This is a genomic window from Desulfosporosinus sp. SYSU MS00001, from assembly GCF_049943955.1.
GTDB lineage: Bacteria > Bacillota > Desulfitobacteriia > Desulfitobacteriales > Desulfitobacteriaceae > Desulfosporosinus.
In genome coordinates this window covers 92,574-111,873 of record NZ_JBNFTW010000010.1, presented here as the reverse complement: position 1 = coordinate 111,873, position 19,300 = coordinate 92,574, and the positions used below count along the sequence as shown (strand labels likewise).

General features: G+C 38.7%; 20 protein-coding genes and 1 riboswitch. Of the genes, 6 read left to right on the top strand and 14 right to left on the bottom strand.

The window, feature by feature from the left end; all coding sequences use genetic code 11:
- The first annotated feature begins 219 nt into the window (after nt 1–219).
- On the top strand, nt 220–1,380 hold the full coding sequence (locus tag ACPUYX_RS16840; protein ID WP_426380786.1) for a PucR family transcriptional regulator: 1,161 nt from the start codon (nt 220–222) through the stop codon (nt 1,378–1,380).
- A 487-nt stretch (nt 1,381–1,867) separates the two neighbouring features.
- Here ACPUYX_RS16840 and ACPUYX_RS16835 read toward each other — a convergent pair whose 3' ends face one another.
- Together ACPUYX_RS16835 and ACPUYX_RS16830 are read right to left on the bottom strand one after the other, a co-directional pair.
- Complete coding sequence (locus ACPUYX_RS16835) at nt 1,868–3,148, bottom strand: sodium:proton antiporter (RefSeq protein WP_426380785.1); 1,281 nt, start codon at nt 3,146–3,148, stop codon at nt 1,868–1,870.
- 214 nt (nt 3,149–3,362) lie between these two features.
- Nucleotides 3,363–3,986, bottom strand: a complete 624-nt coding sequence (locus ACPUYX_RS16830; protein ID WP_426380831.1) for a fumarylacetoacetate hydrolase family protein — start codon at nt 3,984–3,986, stop codon at nt 3,363–3,365.
- A 144-nt stretch (nt 3,987–4,130) separates the two neighbouring features.
- Between ACPUYX_RS16830 and ACPUYX_RS16825 the strand changes: the two genes are divergently transcribed.
- Complete coding sequence (locus ACPUYX_RS16825; RefSeq protein WP_426380784.1) at nt 4,131–4,301, top strand: hypothetical protein; 171 nt, start codon at nt 4,131–4,133, stop codon at nt 4,299–4,301.
- A gap of 122 nt (nt 4,302–4,423) precedes the next feature.
- Here ACPUYX_RS16825 and ACPUYX_RS16820 read toward each other — a convergent pair whose 3' ends face one another.
- From ACPUYX_RS16820 to ACPUYX_RS16785, 8 genes are all read right to left on the bottom strand, one after another.
- Complete coding sequence (locus ACPUYX_RS16820; protein WP_426380783.1) at nt 4,424–5,824, bottom strand: amino acid permease; 1,401 nt, start codon at nt 5,822–5,824, stop codon at nt 4,424–4,426.
- A 441-nt stretch (nt 5,825–6,265) separates the two neighbouring features.
- A complete protein-coding gene (locus tag ACPUYX_RS16815) occupies nt 6,266–6,835 on the bottom strand; it encodes a hypothetical protein (protein WP_426380782.1) in 570 nt (189 codons plus the stop codon).
- 466 nt (nt 6,836–7,301) lie between these two features.
- The gene (locus ACPUYX_RS16810; RefSeq protein ID WP_426380781.1) at nt 7,302–7,853 is read right to left on the bottom strand and encodes a hypothetical protein; all 552 of its coding nucleotides are present in this window, start codon (nt 7,851–7,853) and stop codon (nt 7,302–7,304) included.
- Nucleotides 7,854–8,148: 295 nt separating this feature from the next.
- A complete protein-coding gene (locus ACPUYX_RS16805) occupies nt 8,149–9,672 on the bottom strand; it encodes an FGGY-family carbohydrate kinase (RefSeq protein WP_426380780.1) in 1,524 nt (507 codons plus the stop codon).
- Nucleotides 9,673–9,873: 201 nt separating this feature from the next.
- Nucleotides 9,874–9,987, bottom strand: a riboswitch (FMN riboswitch).
- A gap of 45 nt (nt 9,988–10,032) precedes the next feature.
- Nucleotides 10,033–10,761, bottom strand: a complete 729-nt coding sequence (locus tag ACPUYX_RS16800) for a YkgJ family cysteine cluster protein (protein WP_426380779.1) — start codon at nt 10,759–10,761, stop codon at nt 10,033–10,035.
- A gap of 67 nt (nt 10,762–10,828) precedes the next feature.
- Complete coding sequence (locus ACPUYX_RS16795) at nt 10,829–11,476, bottom strand: hypothetical protein (RefSeq protein WP_426380778.1); 648 nt, start codon at nt 11,474–11,476, stop codon at nt 10,829–10,831.
- Between the two features lie 84 nt (nt 11,477–11,560).
- Nucleotides 11,561–12,838: an NlpC/P60 family protein gene (locus ACPUYX_RS16790; protein ID WP_426380777.1), complete on the bottom strand. Its 1,278-nt coding sequence runs from the start codon at nt 12,836–12,838 to the stop codon at nt 11,561–11,563.
- A 341-nt stretch (nt 12,839–13,179) separates the two neighbouring features.
- Nucleotides 13,180–14,217, bottom strand: coding sequence for a diguanylate cyclase (locus ACPUYX_RS16785; protein ID WP_426380776.1), 1,038 nt, complete (start codon nt 14,215–14,217; stop codon nt 13,180–13,182).
- A gap of 183 nt (nt 14,218–14,400) precedes the next feature.
- Here ACPUYX_RS16785 and ACPUYX_RS16780 point away from each other — a divergent pair, with 183 nt between their 5' ends.
- The 3 genes from ACPUYX_RS16780 to ACPUYX_RS16770 all read left to right on the top strand — a co-directional run bounded on the left by ACPUYX_RS16780 (nt 14,401) and on the right by ACPUYX_RS16770 (nt 17,036).
- The gene (locus ACPUYX_RS16780; RefSeq protein WP_426380775.1) at nt 14,401–14,856 is read left to right on the top strand and encodes a GtrA family protein; all 456 of its coding nucleotides are present in this window, start codon (nt 14,401–14,403) and stop codon (nt 14,854–14,856) included.
- 74 nt (nt 14,857–14,930) lie between these two features.
- Entirely contained in the window at nt 14,931–15,890 is a 960-nt protein-coding gene (locus tag ACPUYX_RS16775; RefSeq protein ID WP_426380774.1) for an NAD-dependent epimerase/dehydratase family protein, read from the top strand.
- 12 nt (nt 15,891–15,902) lie between these two features.
- A complete protein-coding gene (locus ACPUYX_RS16770) occupies nt 15,903–17,036 on the top strand; it encodes a glycosyltransferase family 4 protein (RefSeq protein ID WP_426380773.1) in 1,134 nt (377 codons plus the stop codon).
- On the opposite strand, the gene ACPUYX_RS16765 is transcribed toward ACPUYX_RS16770, so the two are convergent.
- On the bottom strand, nt 17,033–17,713 hold the full coding sequence (locus ACPUYX_RS16765; protein ID WP_426380772.1) for a DUF998 domain-containing protein: 681 nt from the start codon (nt 17,711–17,713) through the stop codon (nt 17,033–17,035). The two genes, ACPUYX_RS16770 and ACPUYX_RS16765, sit on opposite strands and share 4 nt — an antisense overlap.
- Before the next feature lie 143 nt (nt 17,714–17,856).
- Nucleotides 17,857–17,979 carry a hypothetical protein gene (locus ACPUYX_RS16760; protein ID WP_426380771.1) on the bottom strand — a complete coding sequence of 41 codons (123 nt, stop codon included), beginning with the start codon at nt 17,977–17,979 and terminating at the stop codon, nt 17,857–17,859.
- A 338-nt stretch (nt 17,980–18,317) separates the two neighbouring features.
- On the opposite strand from ACPUYX_RS16760, the gene ACPUYX_RS16755 reads away from it, so the two are divergent.
- Nucleotides 18,318–18,488 (top strand): hypothetical protein, encoded by a 171-nt coding sequence (locus tag ACPUYX_RS16755; protein ID WP_426380770.1) that lies wholly within the window; start codon nt 18,318–18,320, stop codon nt 18,486–18,488.
- Nucleotides 18,489–18,653: 165 nt separating this feature from the next.
- Here ACPUYX_RS16755 and ACPUYX_RS16750 read toward each other — a convergent pair whose 3' ends face one another.
- Nucleotides 18,654–18,863 (bottom strand): DUF1657 domain-containing protein, encoded by a 210-nt coding sequence (locus ACPUYX_RS16750; protein WP_088227623.1) that lies wholly within the window; start codon nt 18,861–18,863, stop codon nt 18,654–18,656.
- Nucleotides 18,864–18,971: 108 nt separating this feature from the next.
- Nucleotides 18,972–19,226: an adenylate cyclase gene (locus tag ACPUYX_RS16745; protein WP_426380769.1), complete on the bottom strand. Its 255-nt coding sequence runs from the start codon at nt 19,224–19,226 to the stop codon at nt 18,972–18,974.
- Between the last annotated feature and the right edge of the window lie 74 nt (nt 19,227–19,300).

Below are 19,300 nucleotides of genomic sequence, written 5' to 3'. Positions count from 1 at the left end.
TAAGCACTTCACAATTTCCGAAGTTCATCTAGGAAGCACACCATTTTAGGTATAGAATAGAGATTGCAGAATGCTGTCACCTCCCTAATCCGAAGAATTTGTCTATACATTATAATATTATTATATATTCTATTTTTTAAAAATTCTACCTTTGTGAAATTTAACATATAATTCTGTCTAGATTGTACATTGTGCACTATTTTGACAAAGGAGGGCATTATGGAGGATAATTCGCTTCTTTCCCGCTATTCCCTGGAACTAATAAAAACGTTGAGCAAAGGTTCAGGACTGCAGTCACTGGTTGATCTCGGATACCAAATGTTAGGCAACCCTTTTACCATCACTGATTTAAGTATAAAGCTTCTCACGACGACCGGGGAATCAAAGGTCGAAGATGATCCAGTTTGGAATGAACTCCATAAGAATAAGAATTTTATTTTTCGGACCTACTCCTATTATTTGCATAATAGTTTGTTTGACAAAATAGAAAAAAACGAGGACCCTTTCTACTGGCTTGACCCCTACTGTAAATACCCCAGAATTATCGGCAAAATCTCCATTAATGACAGGAACGTCGGAGTTTTAGTAGTTTGCGCTCATAATCACCCGTTTAATGATTGCGACAAGGAAATCGTCTCCATTCTTTGCGCTGCCTTTTCCATTGAACTGCAAAAAAACAGATATCTTAATTTATCTCCTGGTCTATCACATCAAAGCTTTTTGCTTGATCTTCTCGATGGTAATCTTAGGGACCTTAGGATAATTAATGAGCGGCTGAAGGTACTAGGTATAAAATTCAAAGGCAAGCTGTTTGTCATCTATCTGGAAACACAAAAATTAACCGTATCGAATCTAACGCTTCCCTATTTGCGAGAGGAAGTTGAAAAAAAACTTCTAAATTCTAAAGCAGTTATTTATAACGATAACATCGTTATACTCGCCAGTAGTGAACATGAAATTCATTTTTTAGAAATAGAAACAAAAGGCCTGAAAGAGTTTATTGTCAATAATCATTTGCAAGCCGGAATCAGCCGCACCTTTACTGATTTTACAGAAGTAAGAGAACGATACCTGGAGTCTCTTCAGGCTTTAAGACTGGGCAATCTACTTAATAAAGAGATGCATTTTTTCCGCTACGATGATTATCTGATTTATGATCTTATCTATGTTCACGGTGACAACAATCATTACAAAAAATTTTTACACCGTTCGCTGCTCAAACTTATTGACTACGATCAAGAAAACAACACAAAGTTTGCCCTAAGCCTCTATACTTATCTTTATCATTTCAAAAACGTTAAGGTTTCAGCTGCTGAATTGAGTATTCATCGTAATACCATGTTTCATCGCATCGAAAAAATAGAAAGAATTTTAAATTGATTTAAATGACGGTAATATATTATTTCAGCTTTATCTTTCCTATAAAATATTGGAGTTTTTAAAAATCCCTTTACCCTAAAACAAAAGTTGTTCGCTAAAACTAAAGTTTTGGCAAACAACTTTCTATTTTTCTAGGGAGCATCTTTTAGTGAAGAAATTTTCAGAATCAATTTTAGAGATCTCTTAACTAAATAAGAGTATATTACTAAAATTTTTAAGAAAAAGCAATAACCGAAAATTATTTAGAGGCAAGCTGAAGGAGCTCCTTTACAAGATTCGGCGGATTTTCTCCTTTGAGCCCTGCCACCAAATTTTTTGCAGCCAGCATAGCCATCTCATTCCGGCATGTCATTGTTGCCGATCCGATATGAGGAACTGTCATAACATTCGAAAATTGAAGTAAGGGATTGTCTTCTTTTTAACATTCCATCAATGAAATGTACTGTCTCCAATCAAATCCTTGATCGTCTGTGAACATGTAGAGCCGTTAAAAATAAACAAACAGCAGGTAAACCGTTGAAATCGCAACGGACACAAGCATTAACGGAAATGCGATCTTCATAAATGATAGGAACTTAATTTTCGCACCGTTCTTCTCCGCTAAGCCTGCAACAATAACATTGGCCGATGCACCAATTAAAGTTCCGTTACCGCCCAGACAAGCCCCCAGAGATAAGGACCACCAGAGAGGATGCAAGGCAGCCGGAGACAAATTACCCAAATGGCCCATGTCTTTGATTAAAGGAATCATCGTAGCCACAAAAGGAATATTATCAACAAAAGCCGATGCGACTGCCGACAGCCAGAGGATGAACATGCCTGTCAAGCGAAAGTTCCCTGCCGTGACATTCATTGTCCATTGGGCCAGGCGTCCAATCAGACCAGTTTCGACCAATCCGCCGACAACAATAAACAAGCCCAGGAAAAAGAAGATGGAAGGCCATTCAACGGCTAAGAGAATATCCTCCGGTTCTTCATGAGCGATGAGCATAAGTAGGACAGCCCCCGTAAGGGCGATTGTGGCAGATTCTAAATGTAAGGCATCATGAACAACGAAAGCAGCCATAATCAGTAATAATACAGCGAGGCTTTTCTTTAATAGGAGATAATCAGATATCTCATCTTTGGGATTGACTCGGCAAACAGCCTGTTTGCGTTCCTCGGGAACCTGCATTTTCTTATGGTACAAGAACCAGAAAATGGCCATAATTACGATGTGAATAATGGCTATAACAGGCATTAAATTGACAATGAAGTCCATAAACCCTAACCCTGCCTGGCTGCCAATCATAATGTTCGGGGGATCCCCAATAAGCGTTCCTGTACCACCTATGTTACTGGCCAGAATCTGACAGACTAAGAAAGGGATAGGATCAACGTCAAGTTGATCGGCAATCGAAAAGGTGATAGGGACAATAAGCAAGACCGTGGTCACATTATCTAAAAAAGCGGATACAATAGCCGTTACCGTTGCTAAAGCAATCAGGATGCGAATCGGCTCTCCTTTAGCAATGCGGACAGCCCAAAGCGCCAGATATTGAAAAACACCTGAACGCCGAGTGATTCCGACCACAATCATCATGCCTATTAATAGTCCCAGTGTGTTCCAGTCAATGTAACTGATAGCCTTTTCTTGCGTCAGCACGCCGGCTACAATAAGAATCATACCGCCCAACAAGGCAGCAATCGCCCGGTGCATTTTCTCAGACATGATAAATACGTAAGTTAAGGCAAAAATAATTAGGGCTAATATTGCGTTAGTCTCCATACTTCCCCGCCTCTGCTCCCTTCTGCAGCATTCAATTATGTTCTCCAAAGATTATAAAGGTAACCGGTGGTTTTACACCGGTCACCTTTATAATCTTTGATCCTTACTCTATTTTACAACGTTTTGTCAAGGAATGTAGGTACGATTTAAAATTTGTTTCAAATCATAAAGGGTGCCTTCAGTGTCCCCTTGTATGACGAAACTAAAGTTACTCTTACTTTAAGGTCACTCGAAATTGCCCCATTATCTTCTGATTCCATTTCATAAGCAAACAATCTCTTTCGGCAACGGGGCCAACACCGGCGGGAGTTCCTGTAAATATAATATCATCTTTCCCAAGCCCAAAGTGCTTCGCAATATACTCAAGAAGTGAAGGAACAGTAAAATACATATCGTTAATATTTCCACGCTGTACTTCACGTCCGTTTTTCTCTAACCAAAAATCCGAGCTGCCGAAAGCTTCTACTCCCTCAAAAGGAAGCCAAGGTGTCAGAACAGCAGAATTTGGGAATCCTTTTGCCAGCAGCCAGGGATACCCTTTTTCCTTCAACTGACTCTGAACATCTCTTAACGTAAAATCAATGCCCAAGGCTATTTGATCGATAAGATCATCCGTCGTTAATCCCGGCTCATAACTTCTGCTGATATGAACGACAAATTCAAGTTCGTGGTGAATCTCTCCACAACCTTTAGGCAATATAATTTCACGATCATTTGCTTCTGCCAGAGCATGTGTCGGTTTGGAAAATATCAAAGGCTCGCTGGGAACAGTATTGTTAAGCTCTTGAGCATGTAACGGATAATTGCGTCCTACACAAAAAATATTTTTAATTTCCAATGTCAAAGTCACTCTCCCTTTGTTATGAGTTAAATACCTGCCAGATCCGCTTGAGTGAAACAAGGAGGGACATAAGGCACTCACAAACGTCATATAAGCGAAAAAAATGACACCTAATCGACTTGTCAGAGGAGTTTTCGGGATGTGGCAGTCACGAAACCTGTCGTTACTGCAGCAAGTACCAGAAAAAACATGCGTCGGTTTAGCCAACTATTCCATGCGGCAAATCTCTCGAGCATCGATCTCTACCTTTCTTCATGTAGTCCTGTTAATCAAATCCCAGAAAGTGGTAAATATCATGTCAAGTTATATTAATCATTCCTATAGCCCATATAGCCCTCGCCGAACTTTGATAGGTAACCTTCCACAAAAAAAGGTACCCAATAAGGGTACCTAACCATTAATTATTTAACAGAGTTTTTCTGCCTTGAATTCTCTTAGTCGACATTGGCCTTTGCTTCTTTATTTAAATTACTATGCCTATACCCATAAAAGAAATAGATCAGCAAACCAATGAATAGCCAAACCAAGAAGCGAATCCATGTAGCTCCAGGTAGTTTAAACATAAGGAATAAAGAGAACAGAGCAGCTAATAGTGGAACGACAGGCACTCCCGGGCAGCGGAAAGCGCGCGGCAGATCAGGCTGGGATTTACGTAAAACAATAACAGCGATGGAGACAAAGACAAAAGCTGCCATGGTACCGATATTGACCATTTCTGCAAGGACATCGATTGGGGTTAAGCCTGCTACTATTGCTACAATAATACCTGTTAACCAAGTGCTTTTATTAGGAGTTTTATGAATTGGATGGGTCTCACTAAAGATTTTCGGAAGTAAGCCATCACGAGACATTGCATAGAAAACCCGAGTTTGCCCATAGAGCATAACAAGCAGTACGGTGGTGATACCTCCAAGGGCACCTATGGAAATGATTCCGGCAGCCCAATTCTGATGCATTACCTGCAATGCTAAAGCAATAGGGGCCGAAACATTTAATTTCGTGTAAGAAACAGCACCGGTCAAAATAGCTGTTACAATGATATACAAAACAGTACAAACAATTAAAGAAGCGATAATTCCACGCGGTAAATCCTTTTGAGGATTTTTAACTTCTTCCGCTGCGGTCGAAACAGCATCAAAACCAATATAGGCAAAGAAAACAATAGCGGCACCCCTGAACACTCCATTCCAACCATAAGGCATGAAAGGCTGCCAGTTAGCAGGCTTAACATAAAATATCGCTACAACAATAAAGACTAAGACGGCAAATAGTTTGACAGCAACGATAATATTGTTAACTCTGGTGCTTTCTTTAACTCCGAGGGATAAAAGCCAAGTAATCAAAAGAGCGATTGCTAATGCAGGTATGTTGACTAGTCCTCCTGAACCCGCTGACAAAGTACCCCAGGCAGGCAAATTGACGCCTAAGCCTTGCAGCAGCTTAACAAAATACCCTGACCAGCCAATGGCTACAGTACTACAAGCTAATGCATATTCCAGCATAAGATCCCATCCGATGATCCAAGCAAAAAACTCACCAAGAGCAGCATAACTGTAAGTATACGCGCTCCCGGCCACAGGAACCATTGAAGCGAATTCAGCGTAAACCAGAGCTGCGAAAGCACAGGCAATTCCAGAAATAACGAACGATAAAACCAATGCTGGCCCGGCATACTCAGCTGCTGCTACACCTGTTAAAACAAAAATTCCGGTTCCAATAATAGCACCAATACCCAAAGCAGTGAGATCCAGTGCGCCTAAAGCTTTCTTGAGACCACTTTTTTGCTGTGATTCCAAGATAAGCTTGTTAATAGATTTTTTCCTCAATAAATTCATTAACTAAGTAGCTCCTTTCTTTATGACAATCGTTAGTAAGAAATTATCTCTTTGATTATTGGTGCCTATAACTGGGATTCAAGCCCTCCTTTCTTTGTTATAAGTTTACTCTATTTATTTTTAAAAATAAATATCATTTAATTTAATTTTTATATAAAAAAATTTTTTTCTTGCAATTTTTCTATATAAGTTCTATAAAATTCTTATATAATATTTATATAAATTTACCATTATTATATAAAAGAATTAAAAACCATTATATATAAATTCATTATCATGTAAATACAGGTAATTAATAACAGAGGTTTATTTTTAAACCTCTGCTCTATAATTATTTAGTTCAAATTGGGACCTTATTTACGCAAAATGACTGGTAACCCTCTGTGATCCATTTATTATGCTGTTATATAGCATTTACCTTTTTTGAACTAATAATTCCTATTAAATTTTTATATTTTCATCTGAAGCTTCGAAGTTATTGACTTTCCAAGTACCCTTCTCTTTTTTCACGAACAGAGTGTAGACAGTACAGAAAGAAGTGCCTCTATTAATTCTGTTTTTCTTATTGTTCTTTTTATTTAATTCTTTAAAGTATTTGTCCTCAGCACTAATTACGCATGTTTTTACATTATAAACCACCTCTGCTTCCTCTTGATCCTCGCTCAAGGTGATAGAAAGAAACTCACAATCTTCGTATTTAGATTTAATCTTATTGTCAGTTAGGATTTTGATCGTGTTTTGTTCATCATTGTTCTTAATCAATTTGATCAGATGATCTACTGTATAGAGATGATATTCGGCCCTTCCATCTAAGGATTCATAATCGCGTGCGGTTAAGGCTTTAGCGAAATTTTGGCATAATCTCTTAATTGCCTGCATCTCCTCGGTATCCTCAATGTTAGCAACCCCATGATCTTCATCCTCCTCGGGATTATTATCAATGGTCTTATCCTGAGCAATTAGAGATCCCATAATGTCGGTCAAGACCTTTTTTAAAACTTCCGTCTTCATTTGATCTCCCTCTTTCACGATCCTCATAAACTCACACTTAACGTATTTTATGTGCCATGAAAGATTTCGGATACTCACAAGAACTTGCCTATTGGCCAATGCTCTTTCAGCAGATATTAAGTATTTTCCAGGGAAACATTCAGTTATTCCTCAGCCTATCTTTATCTTTCTCAGGTATATTACATTTAAAACATTAAAGAACGGAATTAATTTGAGGTGTAACTTATGTTGAATTTTTTTAAAACTAACAAAGACTTTATAATAAACTCTTTATCTACTTTAATTACGATCAGCGCAAACTTGTTCTTAAATATTGACATTAGCCCTTACATAGATCACTGTAAGTTATTAATTCATAATTTCAGTTATGATATACGTTTCAATACAAGAAGGCTATCGCACTCCTACATAAGCGAAAATAGCCTTAATGCTTCATAAAATTAATGAGTTGCCATAAAATCATTCATTATTTCTTTTTAGAAAAAAGATTACTGATAAATGCTTTGATTCCGCCCTTTTTGGGGCTTTCCCAGGCAGGCTGAACAGGCATTTGCCCTCCGTACCCTTGATTAATCATCTGATTTGGATATCCCTGATTTGGATAACCTTGGGGCTGATACCCTTGTGGTTGATACCCTTGGGCTTGCGGCATCATTGGTTGCTGCAGCATCTGATTTTGCTGAAAACCCTGAATACCTTGCGGCGGATAACCGGGAGCAGCATACCCCTGGCCACCAGCTTGTGGACCAGGACCCCAGTTTGCATTTCCGCCCATCATCCCGCCGGGCATCGTTCCTGCCTGACCGCCTCCAAAGTTATTTATCGGCTGAGAAAATCCCGGTGGCATAAGCAAACCACCCGGAAGCCCGAACTTAGGTGCGAATCTTTGCAGTCCTCGGCCTAATAATGGTGACTGGTTAAATTGCCCTGAAACATTCGGCATCTGATAGCCTTGAGTTCCTTGAGGCATCATTTGAACTTGTTGATTCCCAAGTATATTCATTTTACCTAACGGCATTGTGCTTCACCCTCATTCCATTCTTGTAGTATGGTAAATTATGGTACAATACAAGATATTCAAGTTATAACCGTTTGTCACCAAGTTAGATAACTTTAGAAGCCAGAAACTATAAAGTCAGGAGATTACTGCATAATCTCCTGACTTTTATTTTCCCTGAGTGCCGAAGCCCCGAGGCCACAGACGGCAGGCATTTTAATTAGGGAAGCAAATTACCTCTCTTTAACTATAAAGAGAGGTAATATCGAGTGTTCTAATTATTTTCCGCTATGAAGGATTGTCTTGGACTCTCTTATCAACTATTAGATAACTTTCTTAAGATATCTCTTTGTTGTCTATACTGGTTTCGATAGATTGTTGAATTGCTGCTATTAGGGCTATAATAATTAGATATTTTAGTGTTCTTTTCAAGTGTCGCTGGCAAATCGTCGATCGCTCCTGTCGCATAGGCTGCAATTAGACAATTTGTCAGTACTGCACCACCAGAAATTTCTAACGTAATAGCTTCACTTTGCATGACATCAGCCTTAATCTGATTCCACAGATTATCTCTGCTCCCGCCCTCAGTAATAGTAATTCTGTTAATATCAATTCCGGCATTTCTGTAAGTATCTGTGATTTCCATATAATCGTAGGCAATTGCCTCTAAGACTGCTCGCCATAAAACAAATTGATTCGTATCTAAACTCATGTTTAAGAAACAACCTTTAATATTAGCCCATTCACCGTACCCACCAGTTAAGTATGGTAAAAACATGACCTCATTGCACCCAGGCGGTACTTTTTCCGCTTTTTGGCTAAGCCATTGATAATATTTATCATCATCAGCCTTTTGACAAATATTATCCTTAAACCAACGCAGAGCTAAACCTCCGGTTCTAACAAATCCCCAATAAAAATAGGTATCTTTCAATGTTCCACTATTAAAAATTAAACCGCTCCCCTTTTTACTTAATTCAGGGATTATTCCAGAAGTAGAAACACAGAACATAGCACATGTTCCTGCCACATCAACAGCCTTATTCGTTTCAATAATTCCGCTTCCTAACATGGACTGCATTGTATCTCCGGCACCGGCACAAATCGGGATACCCGCTGGACATCCGGTTTCTTGTGCTGCTTCGTCCGATAAGGTACCAATAATATCCCAAGGTTTAACAATCTTCGGCAGATATGTTTTATCAATCTTTAAGATAGCTAGTTGTTCATCGGACCATTGTTTTTCATAAATGCGGTAACCAAGACCCCAGCCCGACATTGTTCCCCAATCAATAAAAGCGTCTCGACCGTCTAAACCGGCCAAGTTCATAAGAATGTAAGGAGCATTGTGGACAAATTTTTGACCTCGTTCTTGAAACGCTTTATTATTGGCTAACAACCACCTGGCATGCAAAGCGGGAAACATGCAAGATGGTTCAGCATTGCCTGTCTCATGACCCCAAATATCCAGATCCAATTGATTTAAAGTTTCCACATCGTTTTGGGTCCTGGAATCCAAATAATTAATGTAAGGAGTAATCGCCTTTCCTCTCTCGTCAATCCCAACAATTCCACAAATAATTCCGTCACCCATAATGGCTCTGATTAAACTGGGGTCAATACCCTTGGTATGCAATTGCTCAATACACTGTTTAATTCCCAATTTTGTCAAAGATAAATATTCATCAGCATCCATATCCACCCATCCTGGATGGGGGTAGTTCATCGTTGTCTGATTGGATGTATTAGCAACACAGTGCATCGTTTTATTATAAACAGCCACTTTTACGCTTTGAGATCCCGCATCAAAACTAAGATAGTAGCTTTCCAAAGTATCCATCTCCTTTAATAATTATGACCCCTAGTGAACTCGTTCAGCTAAAGCTGAACATCGGGGCTTCAGATACAATAATGTCCAGTGGACATTATTGCCGAACAAGAAGTGGGGGGCTTAGAAATTGGAAAAAAAATTCTCTTAAGCAAGCTTAAGAGAATTTGACAGTACAAACTTAATACATAATATCACTACTATGTATGTGAACATCACCTTCTCTCATCCAGACTATACTGTCGGCTTCGGAATTCAACCGAATCTGCTTTACGGCTCGCGGGCTATACCGCCGATAGGGAATTTCACCCAACCCTGAAGGATAATTATTAACTTAATTATAAAGTAACACCATTGATTCTCTTTGTCAATTTAAACCAATTCCCTAGATATCAGATCTTTCAAGTGCTCAGTACCTAAAGAAAGCAGTTGAAAACCAAAATTCATTAACTGAACGTCATCATGCCTTATCTCTTCAAATCGTTCCACGGTTACATCCATTTTTTCAGCCAAGGAAGTATTATGCATTAAATAGCTTCTAAAGTTGTCCAAATCGTAACAAGCTAAGAAGAATAGCTTTATCAGCTTATCATCAATTTCCTGATCACCGGTAAGTTTTAAGTAACCGGGGATTTCACTAAACCCTTGTTCCATTTCTTCGTAAATTTCTAGCCCCTGGTCAGAAATCCACTCTTTAATAGTTTGGCTTTTTTTCTCATTTAACCCATGACAACGGGAAGATTCAAAAATAAAGGAGTATTTCCCCCCGCCCAACATGTCCACCGGGGCAATGCGGCAAGACCAGGGTCGTTCTTTATAAACCCGACACCCTTTTGAGGTAATAAAGGGACATGTTAAATTATCCTCCTCGGACATCTTAATCTGAACTATAGAAAAGCCAGTTGGCAATTGCACGTTTAGAGTGTATTTATCCAGAAATTCTCCTGAAGACATGCCAAGCAAATTTTTCATTCTGAGGACATCATAAGGTGTGAGATAAATATTAATATCCCGGCAGCACTTTTTAAAACAATCGAGACCGTCATGACAAAGAAAATTAAACTCACTGTCCTCATTCAAAACTAACTTCCGCTGATCCATAACTAACTATGTCTCCTTCCACTCCTTGTCGTTGTCTATAATCCGCAATCCTCTCTTAAGGCAGTATTCAGTTCTCATCAACATAATCAAAACTTACAAACCCGCCGCCTAATGCAGTTGTCTGAAACCATTGCCCTAAATCAATTTCTTTTATATGCCCTCCATCCAAAATTCTTAGGATCGCTCTGCTATCTTCTGCTGCGTATACCATCGCAATGATGGTGACCCAGTGCCAAGAATCCAATCGCTTTTCTTCTCCATTATCTAAATTTAGAAAGGCTACAGGTCTGTTATTGTGTAGCGCTTGCTCCAAAAACGTCAACAGTTGTTGAAATAAGGGACGAGATTTTCGGTATTTAGGTACATCTAAAATTTCAAGTTGTATATTTCGTTTCATTGCTTCCGCATATTTCAGGACGTCATCGCCGAAAAGCTTTGTTGTAGGAATTCCGCGCATTGTTGGTTTTACATATTGATAAACTTCTTCCATCAATAATAGTGCCCCGCGCTTTGTCCATAACCCCTTGTCTGATCTTGGACCCTTTCGCGTACAGTTGAGATAATACACAATATTCGTTGCAACTGTCGGTCCGCATCCGGCTCGACGCTGCCACATCGTAGTATACCACTCTTGATTGCAGCCATAAAACGTATTTTGAGTATCTTCGTCCTCTATTTTAAAAATGTCTTCGTTAGCAATTGATCGATTTATCATAGGTTCCTCCAGAAAATAAAATTTGGTGAGGAGATGGTCACTGTACTAATTATACCGTAAAGATCATCCGTTTTAATAGCTGCATTATAGTTTTTCCAGGAAAGCCACACGCCTGGCACCCAAATAGCGTGAGGCCCAGTAAGAATTCGTTATATTATCAAAACAAACGCCATAAGCCTCAGAATCAAGCATAATATTGTTTCCAATATAAATCCCTACATGAGATGCTCCAGCTTCATAAGTGCTGAAGAAAAGAAGATCACCGGGTTTTAAATCCGTTTCGGGAATTCCTATGCCCTCCTTAAACTGGTCCTGAGATACACGATTTAGTTTAACTCCAAAATGCCCGTATACATACTGAACGAATCCTGAACAATCAAAACCGGGACTTGGAGTAGTTCCGCCCCAAACATAAGGCGTTCCTAAATATTGCTCAGCGTAAGTTAAGATAGACTGAAAATTATAGGGAATAGATACTAACTGATTGTTGTTGCTACTTAAAAGATCAGCGCCTGCAGCATCACTTGGGTTTATGCCGTCTTTACGTCCAGCTGCAGCTAATGAGGTTTCTAAGGATTGTTCTTGAGTTAATTCTTCAATATTTGATTGTACATTTAATGACGAAAGTATTGTTGCTTTCTCTTGGGAATTGACTTGAGCAAGAAGATTTTGTTGGGTAGATAATAGCTGTTGTTGTGTCTGTTGTAATTTCTCTTTATCTTCAAGCGAGGCCTTAACAGAAGCCATTTTTCCGTTAATTAACGACTGCTGTTTAGTAATATTGGTATTGGCAATTGAAATCTCCTGATTCAACTCTCCAAAGTCATCCATAATATAAGAGACATATTCCCAGCGATCAAGAAAGTCTGACATACTCGTCGAATGAAACAACACTTTCATATAAGGAAGAAAACCAACTTCCTCATTTCCACTTTGATAAAACGTATTTAGTATATCTCCCAATTTGTCACTATCATCTTGATGTTGCTTTTGAAGCTGAATTTCCTGCGTTTGCAAATCTTTAAGTTGTTTTTGTTGCCTCTCTAAAGTAGATTGATCGTTGGTAATACCCTCATTTATGGTTTGCAGAGATTGCTGCAATGATAAAATTTTCATATCAAGGGCAAGCTCCTGTTCTGTCTGATTACTAAACTGGCTATTTAATTTTAATTCTTGTTCTGCGAATTGCTGCAATTCATTAGCGGCGTTATTGTTTGGGGTTTCTTTTGCAGAATTACTCTGAGTCTGAGAACTAGTTAATTGTGAACTTGTCAGAGCATCTGTTTGTGCTTGAACCTGTAAAGGGAGACAAAAAACGCAAACCAGACAAAGAAAAATAGATATTTTAAATTTGTTTTTCATTATTATTCCTCTTGTTGAATATTTATTATGTCTTAACTACTATTCGCTAAAACAATTTGATATCCTTTGTTTTTAATGTTAAGTTTTTGTCAGTATCTGCTTCTTCCTTAATTTTAGTTGATCTAAACCATAAAAAGCTAAAAGACATCTCTTATAAGAGAAATCCTTTAGCTTTTTAATAATAACGTTTAGCCAATTGTGAGACTCCCACCTAAGCCCTGATGTTCAACTTAAGCTGAATGAGTTCACTCCGCGCTGTCACTGCGGCATAACTAGTAAAAAATGGTACGCGACTTTCACCACTCGGTAATCTTTTGAGTGAGGAGAAGATCCACTATGCTTTATGCTTCGACCCGATTTCTCCCCTTATGTTTTGCCAAATAAAGATTGTTATCAGCACATTCAATTAATTTTTCGGCATTAATCCTTGGGGCACGTGAGGAAGGTTTGATACTGCAAACACCTAAACTCGCTGTAATTTTAATCGTATATTCTCCATATGCTATTTCACTGCTTTCAACAGAACTTCTCATATACTCAGCCATTTCAACTGCCCTTTTAAGGCCGGCACCAGGTAGACAGATTAAGAATTCCTCACCTCCATACCTTGAAATCCAATCACTTTCCCGTTGAATACATCTTGAAAGAATACCTGCAAAGGCTTTTAATGTATGGTCCCCTGCGACATGACCATAGGTATCATTAACATTTTTAAAAAAATCAATATCTGCAATAATAATTGATAAACTTTGGTCTGAAAGTGAGGTACTAATAATATCTACCGGCAGTTTCTGATCGATATAACGTCTGTTGTAAGTCCCGGTCAAAGTATCTTTAAAAGCTAAATTACTCATCTTATCTACTAACTTATAGATTTCAGGACAGTTCCCATTTTCAAATGTTATAGTCTCCGTTGTATTCTTCAGTAATTCAAAAACAGTGTTAAATTCTCCATTCGCGGCCTGATCAACTGATGTACTTAATACTCTAACCTGGTTTCGGATAAAGTCCTTTAATTCTTCATCTCGCAACATCATAATAATCATACCGGCAGCTATTCTCGCTACCGGAGGAACAATTTCCAAAGGGCCGGCAATTCCAAAGGTACCAATTTTGGCACCTTCTGCTTCAATAGCAATACTAACCCCTTCTTTAACTCGACCTTTTGACGTTTTAGCCTCCTGGGCTGTAATAACAGCCGAATCTTTGTCCGAGGTTAATATTTGATAACTTCCTTTATGCTTTTGACCAATCCTTACTTGCTCTGAATCAGCAATGATTGTCCCGGTATTATCACAGACTATGACATCGAATCCGCTTTGTTTATGAATTAATTCGACAATCTTTTGGGCAACAGCATCACTGAGCTTAATAACCATTAAAATTTAAACTCTCCTTTTTCTTTTCAGCAGATCCTTCACAAACACTTGCAATTTAGAGAGATTACAAGCATTGGTTAATAACTATTCATCATTACATTTTTTGATATTATTCTTCCTATATCGACTATTTCCTTCTTTTTATTCAAATAATTTTAACTATTATCATTATGTTAAACCCTTATGAATTTACACATCCATTTTGCTTTTTCCAACACTCTGAAAGTGACACAATCGGAAACGTCTGCCGCGAATATCATTAAGATATTTAGATTGAAAAAAATTGCTAATAACCCCACTTTACTCATAATCTTTAATACAGCAGCCTATCTTTTAGCGATTGTGAACAGTTATATATGGAATTCACGTTTTGCTTTCCGAAATCATGCCCAAAAAAATCTACGTGAGAAGATCTATTTTTGTCTTCAAGCAGGTGTAAGTCTGATCATTAGTAATTTCGTATTTTTAGAAGGCATTCATTTTTTGACTCTTTGCCGATTCTCCTTGTGGTTTATTCAAAGCATCTCTAAAATACTGGCGATGGTAACACCTTCTATAGTGAGTTTTCTATTCATGAAATATTTCGTATTTAGGAGAAATGAACGGCTTAGCAGCCCTGAAAGACTGACAAATTCATAATTTACACATTTATCATTTGTCAGTTTCTTCAAACCTTGGAGGGTAAAGATTAAATAAAGAAATGAGGTACCAACTTGAAAGTAATCATTGCTGGAGGAGACGGCTTTTGCGGCTGGCCAACTGCACTCTATTTATCAAACCAAGGACATGAAGTCATTATCGTCGATAGTTTAGTGCGCCGCAAATGGGACCAAGAACTCCATTCAAATTCACTGACCCCTATCGCCGGCCTTAAAGAACGCATTGCATGTTGGCAAGCACTGACGGGTAAAATAATTAAAGCGTTTATTGGAGACTTAAACCATTATGATTTTTTACGGGAGATTTTAATTCAGACAAAACCTGAAGCCTTTGTTCATTTTGCTGAACAGCGCTCTGCTCCCTATTCAATGATAGACCGTGACCATGCGGTCTTTACACAGGTTAATAATGTAGTGGGTACCCTAAACGTTCTCTACGGAATCCGAGAGGTGGTCCCAAATTGTCATCTCATCAATCTAGGCTCCATGGGAGAATATGGAACCCCAAATATTGATATTGAGGAAGGATATCTTACTATAACCCATAAAGGCCGAGAAGATCGTCTGCCGTTTACAGTATTAAATCGTTTTCTTGCCCAAGCCGCAACCGGACAAGACCTGACAGTCTACGGGAAAGGCGGTCAAACACGTGGCTTTCTCAATATTGTAGATACAATACGATGTATTGAAATCGCTATGATAAATCCGGATGAGCAAGGAGAATTTCGTGTCTTCAACCAATTTACAGAAGAATTTTCTATTTTGGATCTTGCCCATAAAGTTCAAGAGGTTGCAAAAGCAAATGGCTTTGACACCCATATCTCTCATTTAGAAAATCCACGCATTGAAAACGAAGACCATTATTATCAAGCAGCCCATAGCAAATTGCAAGACCTTGGCTTAGAACCGCACTTACTTACGAATGATGTTCTCAATAATATTTTTTGTTCAGTTCTTGAACACAAGAACCGGCTAAGCAAAGATAATATCTTACCGAAAATCCAATGGGCCTAATTGGAGATAGTCATGAAAATTGCTATTATTACTGAAACATTTTTACCGTCAACTGATGGCGTTGTAACCCGTCTTTGTGCTACTATTCAGTGGCTCCAAAAAAACGGACACGAAGTACTTATTATTGCTCCGGATTTAGGCACTCGCAAATTCGAGAACGCTATGATTCGAGGGGTCCCTGCACATACGTTGTTCTTTTATCGAGATCGAAAATTTTCTCTGCCCACATTGAGCGTGAAAAAGTACTTACAGGAATTTAGCCCCAATGTTGTTCACGTTGTCAACCCAGCACTATTAGGATTATCTGGGGTCTATTATTGTCGACGTCTGGGGTTACCGCTTGTTGCCTCCTATCATACTAACATCCCTCAATATGCCAATTATTACCATTTACCTTTTCTCCTGCCGCTATTGTGGCAGTATTTTCGAGCCTTACATAATCAAGCGGATATAAACCTATGCACTTCGGAAGCTGTCAGACATGAATTAGCAAGCCGGGGATTTAAAAATCTCTATGTATGGAAACGCGGTGTTGAGATCCATCAATTCAGCCCCCAAAATTATGATCAGGAAATGAGAGAATTTTTAACAAAAGGACAAGCTCGGAAAACGCTCCTTTTATATGTTGGAAGGCTGGCAACGGAAAAGGGAATTGAAAAAATCAGGACCATTTTGGAATCATCTTCAGATTTTTGTCTTGCTCTTGTCGGTGATGGACCACATAGAGAACGTTTACAAGACTACTTCAAAGAGAGCCAGTGCCTTTTTACGGGTTTTCTACATGGTAAGGAACTGGCAAAAGCCTATGCTTCGGCGGATATTTTCGTCTTTCCCTCCATTACAGAAACTTTGGGATTAGTTATTTTAGAGGCAATGGCTTCAGGACTCCCGATAGTCGCAGCCCGAACCGGACCAAGCTCTGAACAAATCGCTGACGGCATAAATGGATTGCTTTATTCTCCTGATGATCCCCAAAGCCTCTTGGACGCAGTCTCAAAATTAAAGGAAAAATCTTTACACCAGGAAATTGCCAATAATGCTTACAAGGAAGCTAGTAAGCTTGCATGGGACAAGTCTTCACAACAACTCTTAGAGTTTTATAAGCAAGCCTGTAAGGAAACGGAAAGCAAGGCCCCTGGAACTTAGAAGTTGATAAGCCAAAATGCCGTTCGAATTAGCCAGTAAACGGAACAAATCAGTATTGATCGCTCAACGAGACCGGTATAGTTAAGAAACACGAAGCAGATGCGAGGCATTTTTATGTACAATTTATATGATAAGTCCCCTAGATAACCTAAGAATAGGATCGATCCTAAACTAAATTCTAAAATTGCTATAGTTTTACTCATCCCAGAAAGGTAAAGATTACTTGCATCATTATGACTAGTACTATTATATAAAGTGCAAGAAAAGCACATTAAACATAATATCGACGCGATTAAGCCAATCGTTGTAGAAATTGTATGGATAGCACCCTTTAACGAAAAAGGTTTACATTTCAAATCCACTTTGAAGAAGCCACTTACTAGGCCACAGATACCCCAAACGGCCATGAGAATAAGTCCTATCTCACTAATTCCATCCCTGTTTACCAAAATTCGACACAGACTTAAGCTTATCCCTAAAATGGATAAGCCATAAATTATAAAACTGCTTGCAGCAATTTTTCCGTATTTTCCAACTGCATATTCGCTGATATAACGGTTGACTGGATTATAGTCTGGACGTAATTTATGCAAACTTATAATAACAGCTATAAAGTATACTAAACCAAGTTCTGAAACTACAGAAATCGCTTTAACATTTCCTAGAAAAAATGTCACCTTTAGCTCTCCCTCATGTATACTTCTATTTATACTCTAAATTATTGACGATTTCAGCTTCAAGTCGATGAACAAATAACTAGACTGCTATGACAGCAGTCTAGTTTTATTCATAAGAGATTATGCGTATTTTCCCCAAGCAACTAGAAAATTACACCCAAGGCGATCAGAATTAGAATGGCAATCGCAATAATTCCCGCTCCTACACAGTTTCCGCCGCCACAAGCGCCATAGCCTCCGTAGCCTACGCCTCCATAACCGTACATACTTTCAATCTCCTTTCTTTGTTAAGTTAGAATACAATTCCCATAGCGATTAATAATAAGATAATAACGACAACAATTCCGATTCCTGCTCCCCAACCTGCTCCGCCAGCAACAGCTGCTCCTCCAAAAGCCATATTTATTTCCCCCTTTCTTACAAGCCTAAACCAATATATGTAGTAATGACAATTTTTTCCACATGTTTCACAATAATTTACCTGTATTTTGGTTCTTTCTGCATCCATTGAATTTTTGCTCCAATGGTTAAAGGGATTTAAGTTTGGATATTCCTATATTAGATTTGATTATTTAATTCACTGTTACAGGAAGGAGTGATAGGTATGGACTTTGCAACTTGTTCAAAATGTCTGTACGGGCAAACGGCTATTTGTGATGCATTTATGCTTCACCAGTTTCAAAGCGGCAATGGCGTTACGGATATAACTTGGCAGGGCGGCGGGTGCCCTTTTTATAGTATTCTTGATGCAAAGGATAGTCTAAAGCAAGAATAAGTTAAAAACTGACTTCATGAAAAGACTAAAACGTCGCCCTTGCTGTGGGGCGACGTTTTATGTGTCTTGATGTTTATCCAGTTTTTAAGACCCCACTTCTATAAGTGGGGGTGTGGCCCTTCGTTAACGAGTTCATTTTTATTCACTCATAGGACTCCCACTCCACTAACTCAAAGGTTTATTCATACTGTTATTCTGGGTTACATAAGCCAACCTACCCCTAAGCAGAGCAACATGACGCTCCATGTCGGAAGACATTTCCTTAAACATTTGTTTCGCCGTTTCATCCAGGGTCGACGCTGAAAAAGTTTCATAAGTTCCAAGAGCTGACTGAGCAGCGGCTACTGCTTTTTCCAAATCTGCTTGAACTGTCAAATTAATCCCTCCTAAGTGTTTAAACTTAGTATGTGCATAATTCCTAATCCTAATCAGCTACAGTTTACCCCTTGTGAACAAAGAAACGATTCCCTCAAATCGAGTACCTCAACTACCAGAAATTACCGTTATTGCTTCATCGAGAGCACGAAGATATGCTAAAGGCAAGTCAGGAATTGTTGCTCTGATTTCCTTAAAAGCGATCAGATGGGCTTCTAAAGATTGTGCATTTTGTGGGTAACAAGAATCTGCCAATTGATTGAGATACTTTGCCTCAGAAGTATAGCCATTTTGACTGAGATAATCATAAAGAAGCAGAGCCAATTTGAAGACGTCACTTTGAGTTCTTATAGATAATGCCATTTACAAGCCCCCCATTCTGCAAATTATCATTAATGGTTGTTCCCTTATATAAAAAGGACTGGAGTATATCACCA